We start from the raw sequence: 16,593 nt of genomic DNA on the forward strand, positions 1-16,593 counted from the left end.
GCTACTCGGCGGACTGGGTGAGCGACTGCAGCGCGGCTTCGTAGTCGAAGCGCTGCAAGTCCTGCAGCAAGCGCTGCAGCTGGGTGCCACCCAAGGTCCGCCGCAGCGCGGCTTCATGGGCATGCGCGAAAGCCCCGGCGGTCAGGTGGCCAGTGGCCAGGTGCTCGCGCAGCTGCATCAGCACCTGCTCGGGGCTCAGCGCCGATGGCTCCGCGGGGTTTGCGTCACCAACTGATGCCGCCTCGGCCGGCGCTTCGGCAAGCGCATCGGTGAGTTCGGAGAGCAGCGGCGTCAAACGGGCCAGCAGCGCCTCGACCAGGCTGGCCAGCGCGGCCGGCTCGACGGGCGCCGCTTCGGTCTCGCCGCGCAGCGCCAGCTCCAGCTCGCGGGCGGCCTCGGTCAGCGCTTCAGCGCCGATCGCGCCGGCCGCGCCCTTGAGCGAATGCGCAGCCAGCCGCAGGCCGGCCGCATCCCGCTCGGCCAGCAGGCTGCCCAGCCGCGCCGGGTCTTCCGCATGGCTGCGGGCAAAGGCCTTCAGCACCCGCTGGTAGAGCGCCGGGTCGCCGCCGCAGACCTGCAGGCCGCGCGCCAGGTCCAACCCTTCGATTTGCGGCAGGCTGGCTGCGCCGCCGGCCGCCGCAGCAGGCAGCGGCAGCGCCGGCAGCCACTGCAGCAGGCAGCGGTACAAGGTGTCGGGGTCGACCGGCTTGCGGATGAAGCCGTTCATGCCGGCGGCTTCGCAGGCCTGCCGGTCATCGTCGAAGGCATTGGCCGTCAAGGCGACGATGGGCAACCCGGCCAGCGCCGGCTCGGCACGCATCGCGCGGGTGGTGTCCAGCCCGTCCAGCACCGGCATCTGCATGTCCATCAGCACCAGCGCGTGGCTTTGGCCGGCGCGCTGGGCCTGGCGGGCCAGGTCCAGGGCCTGCTGGCCGTTGCCCGCGGTGTCCACCGCCAGGCCCACGGCCTGCAGCAGGTCGACCATGACTTCGCGGTTGACCGCGTTGTCCTCGGCCAGCAGCACCCGCGCCTTGGTGCGGCGGGCGCGCAGCTGCTGCGCCGCCTCGCCACGCTGGCCCGGCATGGCCACGCGCGCATACGGCAGGCCACGCTCGAACCGGGCACTGAACCAGAAGGTGCTGCCCTGCCCCGGCTTGCTGGAGACGCCGGCTTCGCCGCCCATCAGCGCCGCCAGCCGGCGCACGATGGCCAGGCCCAGCCCGGTACCGCCAAAGCGCCGGGTGGTGGACAGGTCGGCCTGCTCGAAGGCCTCGAACACCCGGCCCGCCTGGTCGGCCGTCAGGCCGATGCCGGTGTCGCGCACTTCCAGCCGCAGCTGCACGCCGGCGGCGGTCTGCTGCAGCACCCGGGCCGACAGCCGCACCTCGCCTCGCTCGGTGAACTTGACGGCGTTGCCGGCGTAGTTGAGCAAGGCCTGGCGCAGGCGCGTGGCGTCCCCGCGCAGCCACAGCGGCGGCTCGACCGGCTCGACCCACACCGCCAGGCCGCGCGCCTGGGCCGGCTGCAGCACCAGCGTGCGCACTTCGTCGAGCAGCACGCCGAGCGAGAAGTCCACCGCCTCCAGCTCCACGCGGCCGGCCTCGATCTTGGACAGGTCCAGCACGTCGTTGAGGATGGACAGCAGGTGGTAGGCCGCGGCGTCGATCTTGTCCAGGCGCTCGGCCTGCAGCGGCGTGGTGTCGGCGTCGCGCAGCAGGTGGGTCAGGCCGATGACGGAGTTCATCGGCGTGCGGATCTCGTGGCTCATGTTGGCCAGGAAGCTGGTCTTGGCGGTGTTGGCGGCCTCGGCGCGCAGCCGCGCGTCGGCCAGCTCGGTGGTGCGGCGCTGCACCAGCTCTTCGAGGTGGTTGCGGTGCTGGTCCAGCTCGTCGAGCAGGCGGCGCTGCTCGGTCACGTCCTGCACAAAGCCTTGCAGCACCGCCTGCTGGCCCCGGCCGTTGGCGCTCGACAGCCCGGCCGGCAGGCCCACCACGCGCAGGCTGCGCTGGCCGCCGCCGGGCAGCATCAGCGGCTGCTCCAGGTCGAAGGGCTGGCCGCTCATCAGGCCGGCGTCGATCGCGTTGCCAAGGCGCTGCCTGTCCTCGGGCCGGCACAGCGCCAGCAGCTTGGCCAGCGTGACCGGCCGGCCGTTGGCCTGGCCCAGCATGCGCGAGACCTCGTCGGTCCAGGCTTCGCCGAGACCCGCGCCTGGCAGGCCGGTCAGCCGGAAACCGCCGATGCGGGCCATGGTGCTGACCTGGTGCAGCATCTCGTCCTGCTCGCGCAGCAGCTGCTCGGCGCGCATGCGTTCGGTGACGTCGCGCAGGATGCCGAACAGCCCGATGATCTCGCCCTGGGCATCGCGCAGCGGGCCCTTGGTGCTGAGGAAGGTGCGCTCGCCCAGCACCGTGGGAATGACTTCCTCGGCCGTGATCACCTGCTGCGCACGCATGACCCGGCCACAGGACTCTTCACGCTCGCGGGCCATCTCGGGCGGGAAGATTTCGCTGTCCAGCCGGCCCAGCACCTGGTCCACGGTCAGCCCGGTGACGGCGCAGGCTTCGCGGTTGAACAGCAGGTAGCGGCCTTCGAGGTCCTTGGCGAACATCAGGTCGGTGGAGCTGTCCGACAGGGCCTGCACCAGGCGCAGCGCCTGCAGTTGCCGGGCCTGGGCCTGGCGCTCACGCTCGGTGGCAGCCAGTTCGCGGCGCTGGCGCGACTGCCACAGCACGCCGGCCACGATGACCAGCGTCAGCAACCCGGCCAGGCCGATCCAGGTCAGGTCCTGCGCCGCGCCGGCGCGCACCTCGGCTTCGTCGATCTTGGCCAGCAGCAGCCAGTCGCTGCCCTCGACCGGCCGGGCCACCGCCAGTGCGGGCTCGCCGGCATAGTCGTCACCTTCCAGCAGCTGGCCCACGCGGCCGGGTTGCAGCAGGGCCTGGGCTTCGAGTGCATCGGCCTGGCCCAGCGGGCGGCTGCGCTGGCCGGCGGCATCGGCATCGCGCCGCAGCGGGTTCAGGAACACCGCGCGCTCGCCCCGGCGCGCCACCAGCACCGTCTCGCCACTGCGCGTGGGCACGGGCCACTGGCCGAGCGCGCGCACCGAGTGCCAGTTGCTGTCCACCCGCATCACGACGACCGCGACCTCCCCGCCCGGCAAGCGCGGCAGCGCGGTGAGGAAGTCCAGCCGCAGCACGCCGTCCGGATCGCGGTAAGGGCCGATGCGGCGCAGCCCGCCCTCGCGCGCCAGCTCGCGGGCCAGCGCCTGCAGCTGCGGGGCCAGGCTGGCAGCGGCGGGCCCGTCGGGCCGGCCCGTGTCGCCACCGGCCTGCAGGTTGTCGATCTGCAGCTGCAGCTGGCCCTGCTCGTCGAGCAACAGCACGTTGCGAAAGCCCTTGTTCTGGGCGAAGGCGATCAGCCGGTTGCGCAGCAGGTCCAGGTCGTTGCCGTCCTTCGTGGTGCGCCAGTGCTGGTAGAGCTCGGTCCAGGGCTTCGCGCCGCTGATGAAGCGCAGGTCGCTCATGCGTTCGTTGAGCCAGTCCGACAGCTGGGTGGACTGGGCCAGCGCAATGGCCTGCAGCCGCGCCAGTTCGGTCTGCCGGTGCTGCTGCAGGCTGGCTGTCGCAGCGCCCATGGTGACCGCGCCGGTGCCCAGCGCCGCCACCAGCAGCGGCCAGCCGACCGACCACCTGCGGGGCCGCCGCGCCGGCAGCAGTGAGCCGGGCCGCGCGGCCGAATAGCGGATGGTGAAGTACAGCAGCACCGAGGTGATGGCGACGAACAGCCAGCCCTTGAGCGTGCTGAGCAGCAGCAGCTGGTCGAAGTCGGTGACCAGCCAGGCCAGCACGCGGTCGGACAGCAGGATCCACAGTGCGGCGAAGATGGCATAGGCCAGCACGATCAGCCCGGCATCGACCTCGCGGGCGGACATCGTCTCGGCCTGGTCGGCCTGATCCACCGGAGTGCCAGCCGCGAAGCTGGCGTCGGGGTCGGGATCTGCAAGGGCGGCGGGCGCGGCTTGGGCCGGGGCCGTGTCGCGCTGCTCGGCCGCTTCGCTCACGGGTGCAGCTGCCAGCGCTCAATGCACGCGCGGCACGGCGGCCGGCGGCTTGTCGCGGTGGCGGTTGGCAATGTCGACGAAGCGCTGGAACTCGTCTTCGAAGACGTCGACCACCGCCGGGTCGAAATGGCTGCCGCGGCCGTCGCTGATCATGCGCCGGGCTTCGTCGAAGCTCATCGCCCGCTTGTAGACCCGCGGCGAGATCAGCGCGTCGAACACGTCGGCCACGGCCATCAGGCGGGCGGCAATGGGGATGGACTCGCCCGCCAGGCCGTCGGGGTAGCCGCTGCCGTCCCAGCGCTCGTGGTGCGAGCGGGCGATCTGCTTGGCCAGAGAAAGGAATTCGACCGGCCGGTCGATGTCGCGCTCGGCCTGCTCGATGGCCGCGGCGCCGAGCGCGGCATGGGTCTTCATCGGCTCCCATTCGTCGGCCGTCAGCCGGCCGGGCTTGAGCAGGATGTGGTCGGGAATGCCGACCTTGCCGATGTCGTGCAGCGGTGCCGAGCGGGTCAGCAGCTCGATGGTGTGTTCGTTCAGCGTGGCAGCGAAGCGCGGATGGTGGCTCAGCGCGCGCGCCAGCAGCTGCATGTAGGCCTGGGTGCGCAGGATGTGATTGCCGGTTTCCGGGTCGCGGGTTTCGGCCAGGTGGGCCAGCGCGCGGATCGTCACCTGCTGGATCGCGTCGTTCTCGGCCATGCGGCGGGCCACTTCGGCTTCCAGCGCGGCGTTCTGGTCGCGCAGCCATTCGTGCAGCCGGCGCGCGTCGATCTGGCTGCGCACCCGGGCCAGCACGACGGCGGGCTGGATGGGCTTGGCCAGATAGTCCACCGCCCCCAGGCTCAGGCCGTGCTCTTCGTCGCGCGGGTCGTCCAGCGCGGTCAGGAACATCACCGGAATGTCACGGCTGCGCGGCTCGGCACGCAGCCGGCGCAGCACTTCGTAGCCGTCCATGCCCGGCATCATCACATCGAGCAGGATCAGCTCGGGCGATGGCGTCTGGGTGGCCAGCCTGAGCGCGGCCGGGCCGCTGTTGGCGACCTGGACGATGCAACCGGCGCCTTGCAGCACCTCGCCGAGCACAGTGAGGTTCTCCGGTACGTCATCAACAATGAGGACGCGTGCCCGCTCAAGGTTGGACGTCGAGCCAAGTGTTTTCACAAGCCGTCATCCCGTGGCCGAGGCCGCCTCCCAAGCGGCATGCACCATGCGCGTCGCCATCGACCTCGATGGCGTTAGGCTACTCCAGTCCACCCCTTCTCCGTCACCCGCAAACCCTTACAGGTTGCGCACCCCCAAGGACCGGGCTAGTCAAGGCTGGTACTTCCAGGCGCCTTTGTCGATCTTGACCAACACCCGGGCCCGCTGGTCCAGGCCCAGGTGGTCGGCGGATGACATGTTGAAGATGCCGTGCGCGCCGGCCAGTTCCTTGACCTGTTCCAGCGCATCGCGCAGCGCGGCGCGGAAGGCTGGCGTGCCGGGCTGTCCCTTCTTCAGGGCCACCGGCACCGCGGCAGCCATCAGCAGGCCGGCGTCCCAGGCATGCGCGCCAAAGGTCGAGACCGAACCCTTGCCGAAGGCGGCTTCGTATTTGGCAACGTACTCGAGCGCGCTCTTGCGGGCCGGATGGTTGGCCGGCAGCTGGTCGGCCACCAGCACCGGGCCGGACGGCAGGAAGGTGCCTTCGACATTCTTGCCGCCGACGCGCAGGAAGTCGTTGTTGGCCACGCCATGGGTCTGGTAGACCTTGCCGGTGTAGCCGCGCTCGACGAGGCCGGCCTGCGGCAGCGCAGCCGGCGTGCCTGAGCCGGCGATCAGCACCGCGTCTGCGTGTGCACCGACCAGCTTCAGCACCTGCGCGGTGACCGAGGTGTCGGTGCGGTTGTAGCGTTCGTTGGCCACGACCTGCAGGCCCTTGAGGCCGGCGGCCTTGCCGAACTCCTGGTACCAGCCTTCGCCGTAGGCGTCGGCAAAGCCGATGAAGGCCACCGTCTTGATGCCGTGGTCGGCCATGTGGCTGGCAATCGCCAGCGACATCATGATGTCGTTCTGCGGCGTCTTGAAGACCCAGCGCTTCTTGGCGTCCTGCGGCTCGACGATGCGGGCCGAGGCGGCCATCGAGATCATCGGCACCTGGGCTTCGGCGACCACGTCGATCATCGCCAGCGAGTTCGGCGTGGTGGTCGAGCCGAGCACGATGTCGACCTTGTCCTCGGTGATCAGGCGGCGGGTGTTGGCCACGGCCTTGGTGGTGTCGGAAGCATCGTCCAGCACGATGTAGTTGACCTTCTGGCCGGCGATGGTGGTCGGCATCAGGCTCACGGTGTTCTTCTCGGGAATGCCCAGCGAAGCGGCCGGGCCGGTGGCCGAGACGGTGACGCCGACATTGATGTCGGCCAGCGCCTGGCCAGCCAGCACCAGCAGTGCGGCGGCGGCCAGGGCTTGCGGCAGCTTGTTCAGGGAAGGAAGGTTCACTTTGCTTGTCTCCTGTTGCGGTGTTGTCAGATCACGGAAATCGGCGCTGGCAGCGGGGCCGGCATCGCCGCCGCCTCGGGTGAGCCCACGGCGGCCAGCCCGCCGAAGAACAGCTCGGCCACGATGGGCGCCATCTGCTCATGGGTCAGCGGCTCGCCCGGTCGGAACCAGGTGAACAGCCAATTGATCATGCCGAACAGCAGCATCGTCAGCGGCCGGTGCAAGCCGCTTTCGGCTAGCGCCGGCCGCACTTCGGCCAGCGTGTCGGCAAAGGTTGCGACGACGCTGCGCTGCACATCCAGCACCCGCTCTCGCCGGGACGCTTCGAGCCGCTGCACGTCCTCGGTCAACACGCGGTGCTCGTTCTGCGCACTGGCGTATTCCTGCACGAAACGCACGATCAGCGCGCGCAGCCGGGGCTCGGGCGCCAGGCCTTCGTCCAGCACCTGCCGGACCACCGCCGCCAGCCGCTGCACATGGGCCTCGGCCACATCGGCCAGCAGCTCGTTCTTGTCACGCACGTAGTGGTACAGCGCGGCCTTGGACACGCCGCAGGCCGCAGCCACCTGGTTCATCGAGGTGCCCGCATAGCCTTGCGCCGCAAACAGCGCGGCCGCGTGCTGCAGGATCAGTTCGCGCTGGCCGTCATAGCCGGAGGAACGGGGCCTGGCCATGCGCCGGTCAGCCCGCCGCCAGGTCGCCCGGCGGCAGCTCGACCACCGGCTTGCCCTTCATGGTGTAAGAACGCCCGCGGAAGACGGCAATGCGCTCATCGCGCTGGTTGCGCACTTCCACGTCGTAAAGCCCCGTGCGGCCGGACTTGCTCAGCTCGACCGCGCGGGCCGTCAGCACGTCGCCCTCGCGGCCCGGCGCGATCAGGTCGACATTGAAGCCGGAGGCCACGGTCACTTCGTTGTGGGCATTGCAGGCGAAGGCGAAGGCCGAATCGGCCAGCGTCGTGACCAGGCCGCCGTGGCAGATGGCGTGGCCGTTGAGCATGTCGGCGCGCACGGTCATCTGCATCACCGCCTGCCCCGGCGCGATGAACAGCAGCTGCATGCCCAGCGCCTTGGAGGCCCGGTCGCCGGCCCACATGGCGTCCCGCACCGCCTCGGCGACGCGCTGGGCGCGCGCCTGGTCATCGTTCATCGACTGCATCGGATGTCAGCGGTCCTTGAAGGCCGGCACGCGCTTCTGGCGAAACGCCTCTACACCCTCCGCGAAGTCATCCGCGTGGCCCAGCTCGCGCTGCACACGAGCCTCCAGCGACAGCGCCTGCTCCAGGTCCATCTGGCTGGCCTGGTCCAGCGCGCGGCGGGTGGCGACCAGGGCCTTGGTCGGCATCGCCGCCAGGCGCTGGGCCATGGCCATCGCGGTGTCGGCCAGGTACTTGTCGTCCACGCATTCCCAGATCAGGCCCAGGCGCACCGCGTCTTCAGCGCTCAGCTTGTCGCCTGTCATCGCCAGCCCCAGCGCCATTGGCCGGCCCAGCAGGCGCGGCAACAGCCAGGTGCCGCCGCAGTCCGGCACCAGCCCGATCTTCGAGAAGGCCTGGATGAAGCTGGCCGAACGGCCGGCGATCACCATGTCGCACAGCAGCGCCAGGTTGGCGCCAGCACCGGCCGCCACGCCGTTGACCATGGCCAATACAGGCACCGGCATCTCGCGCAGGCGCAGCGCCAGCGGCTTGTAGTTGGCCTCGATCACCGCGCCAACGTCCACCCGCCCGTCCGGGCCAGGCACCATGCCGGAGTCATTCAGATCCTGCCCGGCACAAAAGCCGCGGCCAGCGCCCGTGAGCAACAGCGCCCGCACGCTGCGGTCTTCGGCGGCAGCGTCCAGCGCATTGCGCAACTCGGCATGCATCGCCGAAGTGAAGCTGTTCAGCGCAGCGGGGCGGTTCAGCGTCAGGGTGCGCACAGCGCCTTGCTGCGCCACCAGAACCAGGGCTTCGGACATCGGGGGCTCCAGTGAGAGGAAACCACCCGATTCGCATTCACCAACCGGGCGGTCGGTGAATGATAGGCAGGGGATCGGCGCCGCACAAGGCGCTCAAGCCAAAGCCAGACCCGAGGTTTCCCGGGCTGGCGCGGGAGTTATCGGCTCACTTGCCGTCGTTCTGAACCATCGGGTCAATGGGCAGCCTGTCTGTGGTGCCGACCTTGCGCACATACACGTGGTAGGGATGCTCGCCCTTCTTAGTAGCCTTGTTGAAAAGTGCCAGCTCGGTGGGGCTGAGACGCCAGGGCTGATACGGAAACTGGCCACTGGCTTCATCGAACACGATGGGATCGTCGGGGCAAAACTCATAGCCCTCGGTGGCCAGCGTGTACACCATCAAGGTGTTGTCCTTCTTGATCACAGCATCATGCGGATCAACATCGCCTTCGTCGCGGCCATCGGCCCCCGAGGAGACGGTGACCGTCAACGAAAAGAGATGGCTGGGTTCCATGGATGCACTCATGTTGGATTCAAATATGGGTGGGTGAGGCTTCAGGTCAATTGCCTAAAGCAGGTGAAGCGCTACAGCTTGGCAGCCAAGTGTTGGCGCAATTCAGAATACAGCGGATGGCGAAAAGCACTGTGCTCCAACGCATCCGCAAGTGCTTGCGCTTTCTCTGTTTGTGCTAAGCGCAGCAGCACATGTGCAAGCAAGGCTTTGGCATAGGGATCACCGCTTTCGGCAATGCCCTTCAATCGCCCGCTGGCCTGCCTCCACGAGTCCTGGGCTTGCGCAGAACCGCTGCTCAACCGATCACCCAGCCGAAGTTCCAATTCAGCAACGACGAGTTCCTGGACGCGGCTGAGCCGATTGCCGGCCTCAACAAAGCGCCGAACTTTCGCCAGATAGTCACTGGCCTCCTCTTGCAGTGCGTTGGTCAAGGACCCCGCTCCTGGGCCAAGTTGCTGCACAAGCCATCGGCCGCGCACGACGACGAACCATTTCGCCTGGGAGATTGACTGCTGCTGCTGCGCGACTTGCAAGCGATCCATCCGAGCAACAAGCATTGGCTCAACCAAGTTCGAAGCCGAGCCTGGCTGGGCTTGCCTCGCCGCGTCTGCTTTGATGCGCGCCAAGCACCAGTTCTGAATCCAGAGCAGGTTATTCGAATCTAGTTTGATCAGAGCTTCCAGCTGCGCAACGGCCCGCTCGAAACTTTGCAACGAGTCGCCCAACTTTCCCTCGCTAAGAAGCAAGTCGCCGATGGACAGTTCGGCCAAAGCGAGCTGGTATTGCTGTCTCCTGTCGCCAGTCCCTGGCTGCAAACGCAGTGCCTCAATCTTGGCCTGCTGGGATTGCAACGCACCCGCGTATTCCCCCAGTGCATCTTGCGCGTCGGCCTCCCATCCATAGGCGTTGGCCAGGTCAAAGTTGTGAGATGCCTCTTCTCCTGCGATGCCTAGCCATACCTTGCGAGCAGCGACAAAGGTCTGCAAAGACTCGCGTGCATTGCCGGTCTCCAACGCCAGCACGCCCAGGTTGTTGTGCGCGTAAGCCTCTTCAAGGCGCCAGTCGAGCTTCCCTGGTTCGAACTGCGTGAGCTGCTGCGCCAGTTGCAGGTAGCGCCGCCACTGCGTTTCGGCCTCCGGCAACTGGCCGCGCCGTCTTGCCACCCAGCCCACCCAATACACGCTCTGCGCATGGTCGAAGATGCGCTGGGTGTCTTTTGGATAGCGAGCAAGCAGTTCCGCGGTACTGTCCGCAGCCTCGCGAAACATGCGCTCAGCCTCGGCCAGCTTGCCTTGGGTGTCCGCCACCTCGCCCATCAGATGCAAGGCACGCGCGCGGCGACCCAACGCGTCCGGGTCCAGCCGGCTGAGTTGCTGGTCAGCGTAGTAGGCCAGGGCTTTTTCGCCGACGGCGTCCAGCACGTCGAGCCGGCCCACGGGCTCCAGCTTTTTGCGCAGGTCGCCCAGCATGAACTCGATCAGGCCTTCGGCTTGTTCGCGTTGGTGGCGGGCTTCGTGGGTTTGCCACAGGGCCAGGCCGAAGCCGGTCGCCAGGCCCAGCGTGGCCAAGGCGCTGGCGCCCACGCCCCACGGGTGGCGACGGACGAACTTGGCGCTGCGGTAGAGGCGGGTGTCGGGGCGGGCGCTGATGGGCTCGTTGTGCAGCCAGCGGCGCAGGTCATCGGCCAAGGCTTCGGCATGGGCGTAGCGCTCGGCGGGTGCCTTCTTGAGTGCCTTGGCGACGATGGTGTCCAGGTCGCCGCGCAGCTCGCGAACCTGCCGGGCGGTCTGGGCTGAATTCGACTCGCCCGGCGCTCCGGTCTTCGCAGCCATGGCGGCGTGCTCATGCAGCGCTTCTGAAACCCGCTTGGGCTCGACCTCCACCAATGCGCGCAGGCGCTCCAGCGGGGTGTCACCGTGCTGGCCGGTGTGATGCTCGGTGGGATGGGCGCCGCTGAGCAACTGGTAGAGCAGCACGCCGAGTGCGTAGACATCGGTGGCGGTGGTGACCTCGTCGCCCTGCACCTGCTCGGGCGCGGCATACAGGGGGGTGTAGGCGTTGCCTGCGCGCTGCGTGAGCTCTGTGGCCGGCGTGGGCATGGGCTGGGTGGCGTCACCGGCGAGCAGCTTGGCAATGCCGAAGTCCAGCAGCTTGGCCTCGCCGGCGGCGGTGACCAGGATGTTGCTGGGCTTGAGGTCGCGGTGCAGGATCAGCCGTTGCTGGGCATGGGCCACGGCGGCCAGCACGTCCAGGAACAGCGTGATGCGCTGGCGCAGGTCCAGGCCGTGCATCCGGCAATGCTGGTCAATCGGCTGACCGTCCACGTACTCCAGCACCAGATAGGGCTGCTGACCCTCGGGGCTGACGCCGGCGTCGATCAGCCTGGCGATGTGCGGGTGGGCCAGGCGGGCGAGGATCTGCCCTTCGCGCGCGAAGCGGCCGGCGTCACCCTGGCCCAGCAGGCCGCTGGAGAGGAACTTGATGGCCACCTGGCCCTGGTAGCGGCCATCGGTGCGGCTGGCCAGCCAAACGCTGCCCATTCCACCCTGACCCAGCATCCACTCCAGGGTGTAGACGCCCACCTGCTGGCCGGCCTGCTGGCTGCCGGGCAGCGGGCCCAGCGGCGCCGGGGTGGCGAGGAAGTCGGCTGCGTGCTGGGCCTGTTCGCGCCGCAGCAATTCCCGCAGGTCCAGCAGCAGCTCGGTGTCTTGGCCCGCCAAGCCCTGCAGGCGCGTTTCGCGCTGCTCGGCGGGCAGGTCCAGCAGTTCGTCCAGCATGGGGCTGAGCAGCGGCCAGCGGGACTTGTTGATCTCGCGGAACGCCGCGCGGGTGGTGTCGGCCGGACCCATCACTTCATTGCCATCGAAAGGAACAGCCTCGCCTTGGCCCAGTCGCGCTGCACGGTGCGCTCGGTCACGCCCAGGGTCTCGGCGATCTCGGCCTCGCCGAGGCCGGCAAAGTAGCGCATTTCCACCACCTGGGCCAGGCGGACGTCCATGGCCGCAAGCTCTGCCAACGCTTCATGCACGCGCAACACTTCGTCGTCGCGCTGCGGTGCCAGGTCGGCAATGCCGGTGTTGAAGGTGACCTGCTGCAGTGCGCCGCCGCGGCGTTCGGCCTGGCGGGCGCGCACCTGGTCGATCACGATGCTGTGCATCACCTTGGCGGCATACCCCAGGAAGTGTTTGCGATCCGGGAAGTCCAGCCCGCCGGCACGCTGCAGCCGCAGGTAGCTCTCGTGGACCAGCGCGGTGGCGTCCAGCGTCAGGTCGCCGGACTGGCGCAGCCGGCTGCCGGCAATGCGGCGCAGGTCGACATACAGGCGGGCGACGACTTCATCGGCCGCACGGGCGTCGCCCGCGCTGGCCTGGTGCAGCAGCTGGGTGATGCCGTCCGCGCCATCCGCACCGTCCGCGCGGTCATGGTCACGCTCCGGCGGGGCGGTGGCATCGGCGGTGGGCGGAAGCGTCATGGAGTCCATCGGCGAAGAACAACGACCGGGCGCGCGGCTGGCGCACCAGTGCAGCAGCCGCGGACAGCACTCTATCGCAGCGGTGCGAAAGATTTCGGCGGGCGATGTCGGGTTCTCGCGGCGCGTCCCGTTTGTGCAAGGGAGAGCCTGTCATGCAGCAACGGTCAGGGAGGTCCGCGTGAGACCGCCGCGCTGGGTGCCAGGTTCTCGCTCACCCCAAGTCCATGCTGAATCCCTGCCGCGCCCATGCCGAATCCACCCGAGGACCCGCCCATGTATGCCGTTGAAACCCAGTACCAGCCCACCATGCCAGCGGTCGCCCGGCAACGCCCGGCCGAAGAGGCGGTTGGTAACGATCAGCGCCCGCTGGACCGGCTGGGCTTTGTGCAGCTTGTGCACCGGCACCTGAACCAGGCCCGCCGCCACGGCACCTGCCCGGCGGTGCTGCTGGTGACGCTGCAGGCCACTGACGCCATGGTCACCACCGGCACGCTGGCACAGCACGCACAGTGGCTGCAGGCACTGCGCGAGCGGCTGCGCCAGCAGCTTCGGCGCTCGGACCTGCTGCTGCCACTGGAAGGCGGCTGCATGGGGGTGCTGCTGCTGGACACGCAGGCACCTGCGCTGCCGAAAATCCAGCAGCGGCTTCAGAAGGCAATGGCCTGGCCGCTCGAAGGCCGTGCCGCGGCCGCGAGGCCCCAGCTGCGCATGGGCGCCGCGGTGGACAGCACGGAACACGGGCAGGAGCCCAGCGCGGAGGAACTGGTCTGGGCCGCAGAGCGGGCCTTGCGCCCGGTCACGGCGGGCACGGAACAGGCGAACTGACAACACGGCCGCAGCCGCGGCGCCTGCGCGGCAGGATCAGGCTGCCGCGGGCTTCACCAGCGACAGCGGCGAGCCGAAGCGGCGCACCACCGCCTGCTCGATGCCGGCAGCGTCCAGGCCGCAGCGGGCCAGCAGTTGCGCGGTGTCGCCGTGTTCGATGAATTCATCCGGCAGGCCGAGTTGCAGCACCGGCGCCGCCAGGCCGGCTGCCGCCAGGCATTCCAGCACCGCGCTGCCGGCACCACCGGCGATGCAGCCTTCTTCCACGGTCACGAGGTGATCGTGGGTGCGGGCAAGTTCGAGCACCAACGCCTGGTCCAGCGGCTTGACGAAGCGCATGTTGGCGACCGTCGCGCCCAGCTTTTCACCAGCGGCCAGCGCCGGGTACAGCAGCGTGCCGAAGGCCAGGATGGCGATGCGCGAGCCTTTGCGGCGAACCTCGCCCCGGCCCCATGGCAGGGTGGCCAGCGTTGAATCGATGGCGACCCCGGCGCCCGCGCCGCGCGGGTAGCGCACGGCGGCCGGGCCGGCATGCGCAAACGCGGTGGACAGCGCCTGGCGGCATTCGTTTTCGTCGGCCGGGGCCAACACCGCCATGTTGGGCACGCAGCGCAGGAAGGCCAGGTCGAAAGCGCCGGCATGGGTCGCGCCGTCGGCACCGACCAGGCCGCCGCGGTCCACCGCGAAAACCACCGGCAGGTTCTGGATCGCCACGTCGTGGATCAGCTGGTCGTAACCGCGCTGCAGGAAGGTCGAGTAGATCGCCACCACCGGCTTCAGGCCTTCGCAGGCCAGGCCGGCAGCGAAGGTCACCGCATGCTGCTCGGCAATGCCGACGTCGTGGTAGCGCTTGGGGAAACGCTTCTCGAATTCCACCAGGCCGGAGCCTTCGCGCATCGCCGGCGTGATGCCGACCAGGCGTTCATCGGCCTCGGCCATGTCGCACAGCCACTGGCCGAAAACCTGGGTGAAGGTGGTCTTGGGCGGCGTGGCGGGCTTTTGGATGCCGATCTTGGGATCGAACTTGCCAGGGCCGTGGTAGTTGATGGGATCGGCCTCGGCCAGCTCGTAGCCGTAGCCCTTCTTGGTCACCACATGCAGGAACTGCGGGCCTTTGGCATCGCGCAGGTTTTCCAGCGTCGGCACCAGCGAGTCGAGGTCGTGGCCGTCGATCGGGCCGACGTAGTTGAAACCGAATTCTTCAAAGATGGTGCCCGGCACGACCATGCCCTTGGTGTGCTCTTCGAAGCGCTTGGCAAACTCGTACAGCGGTGTGTTGCGCAGCACGCTCTTGGCGCTTTCGCGCGCGGCGGCGTAGAACTTGCCACTCATCAGGCGGGCCAGGTAGCGGTTCAGCGCACCCACCGGCGGCGAGATCGACATGTCGTTGTCGTTCAGGATGACCAGCATGTCGGGCAAGCCCGCCGCGCCCTGGTAGCCGCCGTGGTTCAGGGCCTCGAAGGCCATGCCACCGGTCAAGGCACCGTCGCCGATGACGGCCACGGCCTTGCGGTTTTCACCCTTGAGCTTCGCGGCATGGGCCATGCCCAGCGCGGCCGAGATCGAGGTCGACGAATGACCCACGCCAAAGGTGTCGTATTCGCTCTCGCAGCGGCGCGGGAACCCGCTGATGCCACCCAAGGCCTTCAGCGTGGCCATGGCTTCACGCCGCCCGGTGAGGATCTTGTGCGGGTAGGACTGGTGGCCCACGTCCCAGACCAGGCGGTCATGCGGCGTGTTGAACACATGGTGCAGCGCGATGGTCAGCTCCACCGTGCCCAGGTTGGACGACAGGTGCCCGCCAGTGCGGCTGACCGACTGCAGCAGGAAGTCGCGCAACTCCTGGGCCAGGGTCTTGAGCTGCGCACGGCTCATCTGCCGCAGCGCCTCCGGGCCTTGAACGCTTTTCAGCAGCGTGTGTTGACTCATGCGATTCGCTCCGCTGAATTCTTGTGGTGTGCGCCGGCCAGGGTATCGCCCTCAGTGTTCGCGGTCGACCACCAGGTCGGCCAGCCAGCCCAGGTGCTGCGCGGGCAGCCCGCTGCGCTGCAGCGCCTCCAGCGCCTGCTCGTGCAGCGCGCGGGCATAAGCCTGCGCTGCGTCCAGGCCCAGCACCGAGACATAAGTCGGCTTGTTGGCATCCATGTCCTTGCCTGCCGTCTTGCCCAGCACCTCGCTGACCTGGGTGACGTCGAGGATGTCGTCCATCACCTGGAAAGCCAGGCCGATGGCCGCGCCGTATTCGGACAAGGCCTGCCAGGCGGCAGTGCTGATGGTGCCGCAAGCAGCGCCCATCAACACGCTGGCTTGTAACAAGGCGCCCGTCTTGCGGCGGTGCATGTCGCGCAACACGGCTTCGCTCAGCGGCTTGCCGACGCTGGCCAGGTCGATCGCCTGGCCGCCGGCCATGCCGGCGTGGCCAGCGGCACGCGCCAGCAGGCTGACCAGCCGGGCCTGCAGTTCGGGCGCCATCGAGCCGTCTTGTGGCGTCAGCACCTCGAAAGCCAGCGCCTGCATGGCATCGCCAGCCAGCATGGCCTGGGCCTCGCCATATTGGACATGCACCGTGGGCTTGCCGCGGCGCAGGGCGTCGTCGTCCATGCAGGGCATGTCGTCATGTACCAACGAGTAGGCGTGGATGAGCTCGACCGCGACCGCTGCGCGGATGGCCGCTTCAGCGTCACCCAGGCTGGCATCGCAAGCGGCGCGCACGAGCAGCGGCCGCAGGCGTTTGCCGCCGTCCAGCACGGCATAGCGCATGGCTTTGCCAAGGCCGACCGGCGCATCGGCCGGCACCAGGCGGTCGAGCGCTTGCTCGATGGACCGCAGTTCCTCTCGGACCCAGCGATCCAGATCTTCATTCGTCATGCAGCTGACCAGGGCTTGAGTTGCCCTTCCTCCAGGACCTTGACTTGTACTTCAACCGCCTGAAGCCGCTCGCGGCAGAACCCCAGCAGTACCGCCCCACGCTGGTAACTCTCCAGCAGGCGGTCCAGCGGCATCTGCCCGGTCTCCATCGCCAGCACCAGTTGGTCCAGTTCGGCGACCGCGTCGTCGTAGCTCGCGGGCGGGGGGCTGGCGGATGAAAACGACTCGCTGGGCATTTCGGCAGGTGAAAATTTAGCGCGATTGTAGTCAGGGTCTGCCCGAGGTCTGGCAGAAGATCCGGTCATGTTGCCGAATGCAAGGCGCATTTGGTGAAAATTCGCATTGACTGGCAGACCTGTTGCTTTCCCTTGGTTAGAATGCCAGACCGCCCTCTCCTTGCCGAGAGGGCTTTTCATTTGTCACAAACCCATCCGCGGGGCCACC

General features: G+C 68.4%; 13 protein-coding genes. 1 reads left to right on the top strand and 12 read right to left on the bottom strand.

The genetic code is table 11. From position 1 onward, the window contains the following. Window position 1: 1 nt before the first annotated feature. The 9 genes from ACAH41_RS08235 to ACAH41_RS08275 form a co-directional block, all read right to left on the bottom strand. Complete coding sequence (locus ACAH41_RS08235) at window positions 2-4,060, bottom strand: ATP-binding protein (RefSeq protein WP_325655885.1); 4,059 nt, start codon at window positions 4,058-4,060, stop codon at window positions 2-4. 18 nt (window positions 4,061-4,078) lie between these two features. After that, window positions 4,079-5,218, bottom strand: coding sequence for a two-component system response regulator (locus tag ACAH41_RS08240; protein WP_325655886.1), 1,140 nt, complete (start codon window positions 5,216-5,218; stop codon window positions 4,079-4,081). Window positions 5,219-5,368: 150 nt separating this feature from the next. After that, a complete protein-coding gene (locus ACAH41_RS08245) occupies window positions 5,369-6,517 on the bottom strand; it encodes an ABC transporter substrate-binding protein (protein WP_370538257.1) in 1,149 nt (382 codons plus the stop codon). Between the two features lie 41 nt (window positions 6,518-6,558). Next, window positions 6,559-7,206 (bottom strand): TetR/AcrR family transcriptional regulator, encoded by a 648-nt coding sequence (locus ACAH41_RS08250; protein ID WP_325655887.1) that lies wholly within the window; start codon window positions 7,204-7,206, stop codon window positions 6,559-6,561. A gap of 7 nt (window positions 7,207-7,213) precedes the next feature. Next, the gene (gene paaI, locus ACAH41_RS08255; protein ID WP_370538250.1) at window positions 7,214-7,690 is read right to left on the bottom strand and encodes a hydroxyphenylacetyl-CoA thioesterase PaaI; all 477 of its coding nucleotides are present in this window, start codon (window positions 7,688-7,690) and stop codon (window positions 7,214-7,216) included. 6 nt (window positions 7,691-7,696) lie between these two features. Next, window positions 7,697-8,491 (bottom strand): enoyl-CoA hydratase-related protein, encoded by a 795-nt coding sequence (locus ACAH41_RS08260; protein ID WP_325655889.1) that lies wholly within the window; start codon window positions 8,489-8,491, stop codon window positions 7,697-7,699. A gap of 145 nt (window positions 8,492-8,636) precedes the next feature. Then, entirely contained in the window at window positions 8,637-8,996 is a 360-nt protein-coding gene (locus ACAH41_RS08265) for a hypothetical protein (protein WP_325655890.1), read from the bottom strand. Between the two features lie 59 nt (window positions 8,997-9,055). Further along, window positions 9,056-11,833 (bottom strand): protein kinase, encoded by a 2,778-nt coding sequence (locus ACAH41_RS08270; protein WP_325655891.1) that lies wholly within the window; start codon window positions 11,831-11,833, stop codon window positions 9,056-9,058. Next, window positions 11,833-12,456 (bottom strand): ECF-type sigma factor, encoded by a 624-nt coding sequence (locus tag ACAH41_RS08275; protein ID WP_325655892.1) that lies wholly within the window; start codon window positions 12,454-12,456, stop codon window positions 11,833-11,835. The genes ACAH41_RS08270 and ACAH41_RS08275 overlap by 1 nt, the downstream gene beginning before the upstream one ends. 273 nt (window positions 12,457-12,729) lie before the next feature. On the opposite strand from ACAH41_RS08275, the gene ACAH41_RS08280 reads away from it, so the two are divergent. Continuing rightward, complete coding sequence (locus tag ACAH41_RS08280) at window positions 12,730-13,281, top strand: diguanylate cyclase domain-containing protein (RefSeq protein WP_325655893.1); 552 nt, start codon at window positions 12,730-12,732, stop codon at window positions 13,279-13,281. 36 nt (window positions 13,282-13,317) lie between these two features. Here the strand turns inward: ACAH41_RS08280 and dxs are convergent, their stop codons facing one another. Genes dxs through xseB form a run of 3 tightly spaced genes read right to left on the bottom strand, consistent with a single transcriptional unit; the run spans window position 13,318 to window position 16,385 of the window. Further along, entirely contained in the window at window positions 13,318-15,210 is a 1,893-nt protein-coding gene (gene dxs / locus ACAH41_RS08285) for a 1-deoxy-D-xylulose-5-phosphate synthase (RefSeq protein ID WP_325655894.1), read from the bottom strand. Window positions 15,211-15,261: 51 nt separating this feature from the next. Beyond that, window positions 15,262-16,149 carry a farnesyl diphosphate synthase gene (locus ACAH41_RS08290; RefSeq protein ID WP_325655895.1) on the bottom strand — a complete coding sequence of 296 codons (888 nt, stop codon included), beginning with the start codon at window positions 16,147-16,149 and terminating at the stop codon, window positions 15,262-15,264. Continuing rightward, window positions 16,146-16,385, bottom strand: a complete 240-nt coding sequence (gene xseB, locus ACAH41_RS08295) for an exodeoxyribonuclease VII small subunit (protein WP_325656013.1) — start codon at window positions 16,383-16,385, stop codon at window positions 16,146-16,148. The genes ACAH41_RS08290 and xseB overlap by 4 nt, the downstream gene beginning before the upstream one ends. Window positions 16,386-16,593: the final 208 nt, after the last annotated feature.

It is taken from the genome of Ideonella sp. (assembly GCF_041287625.1).
Lineage (GTDB): Bacteria > Pseudomonadota > Gammaproteobacteria > Burkholderiales > Burkholderiaceae_C > Ideonella.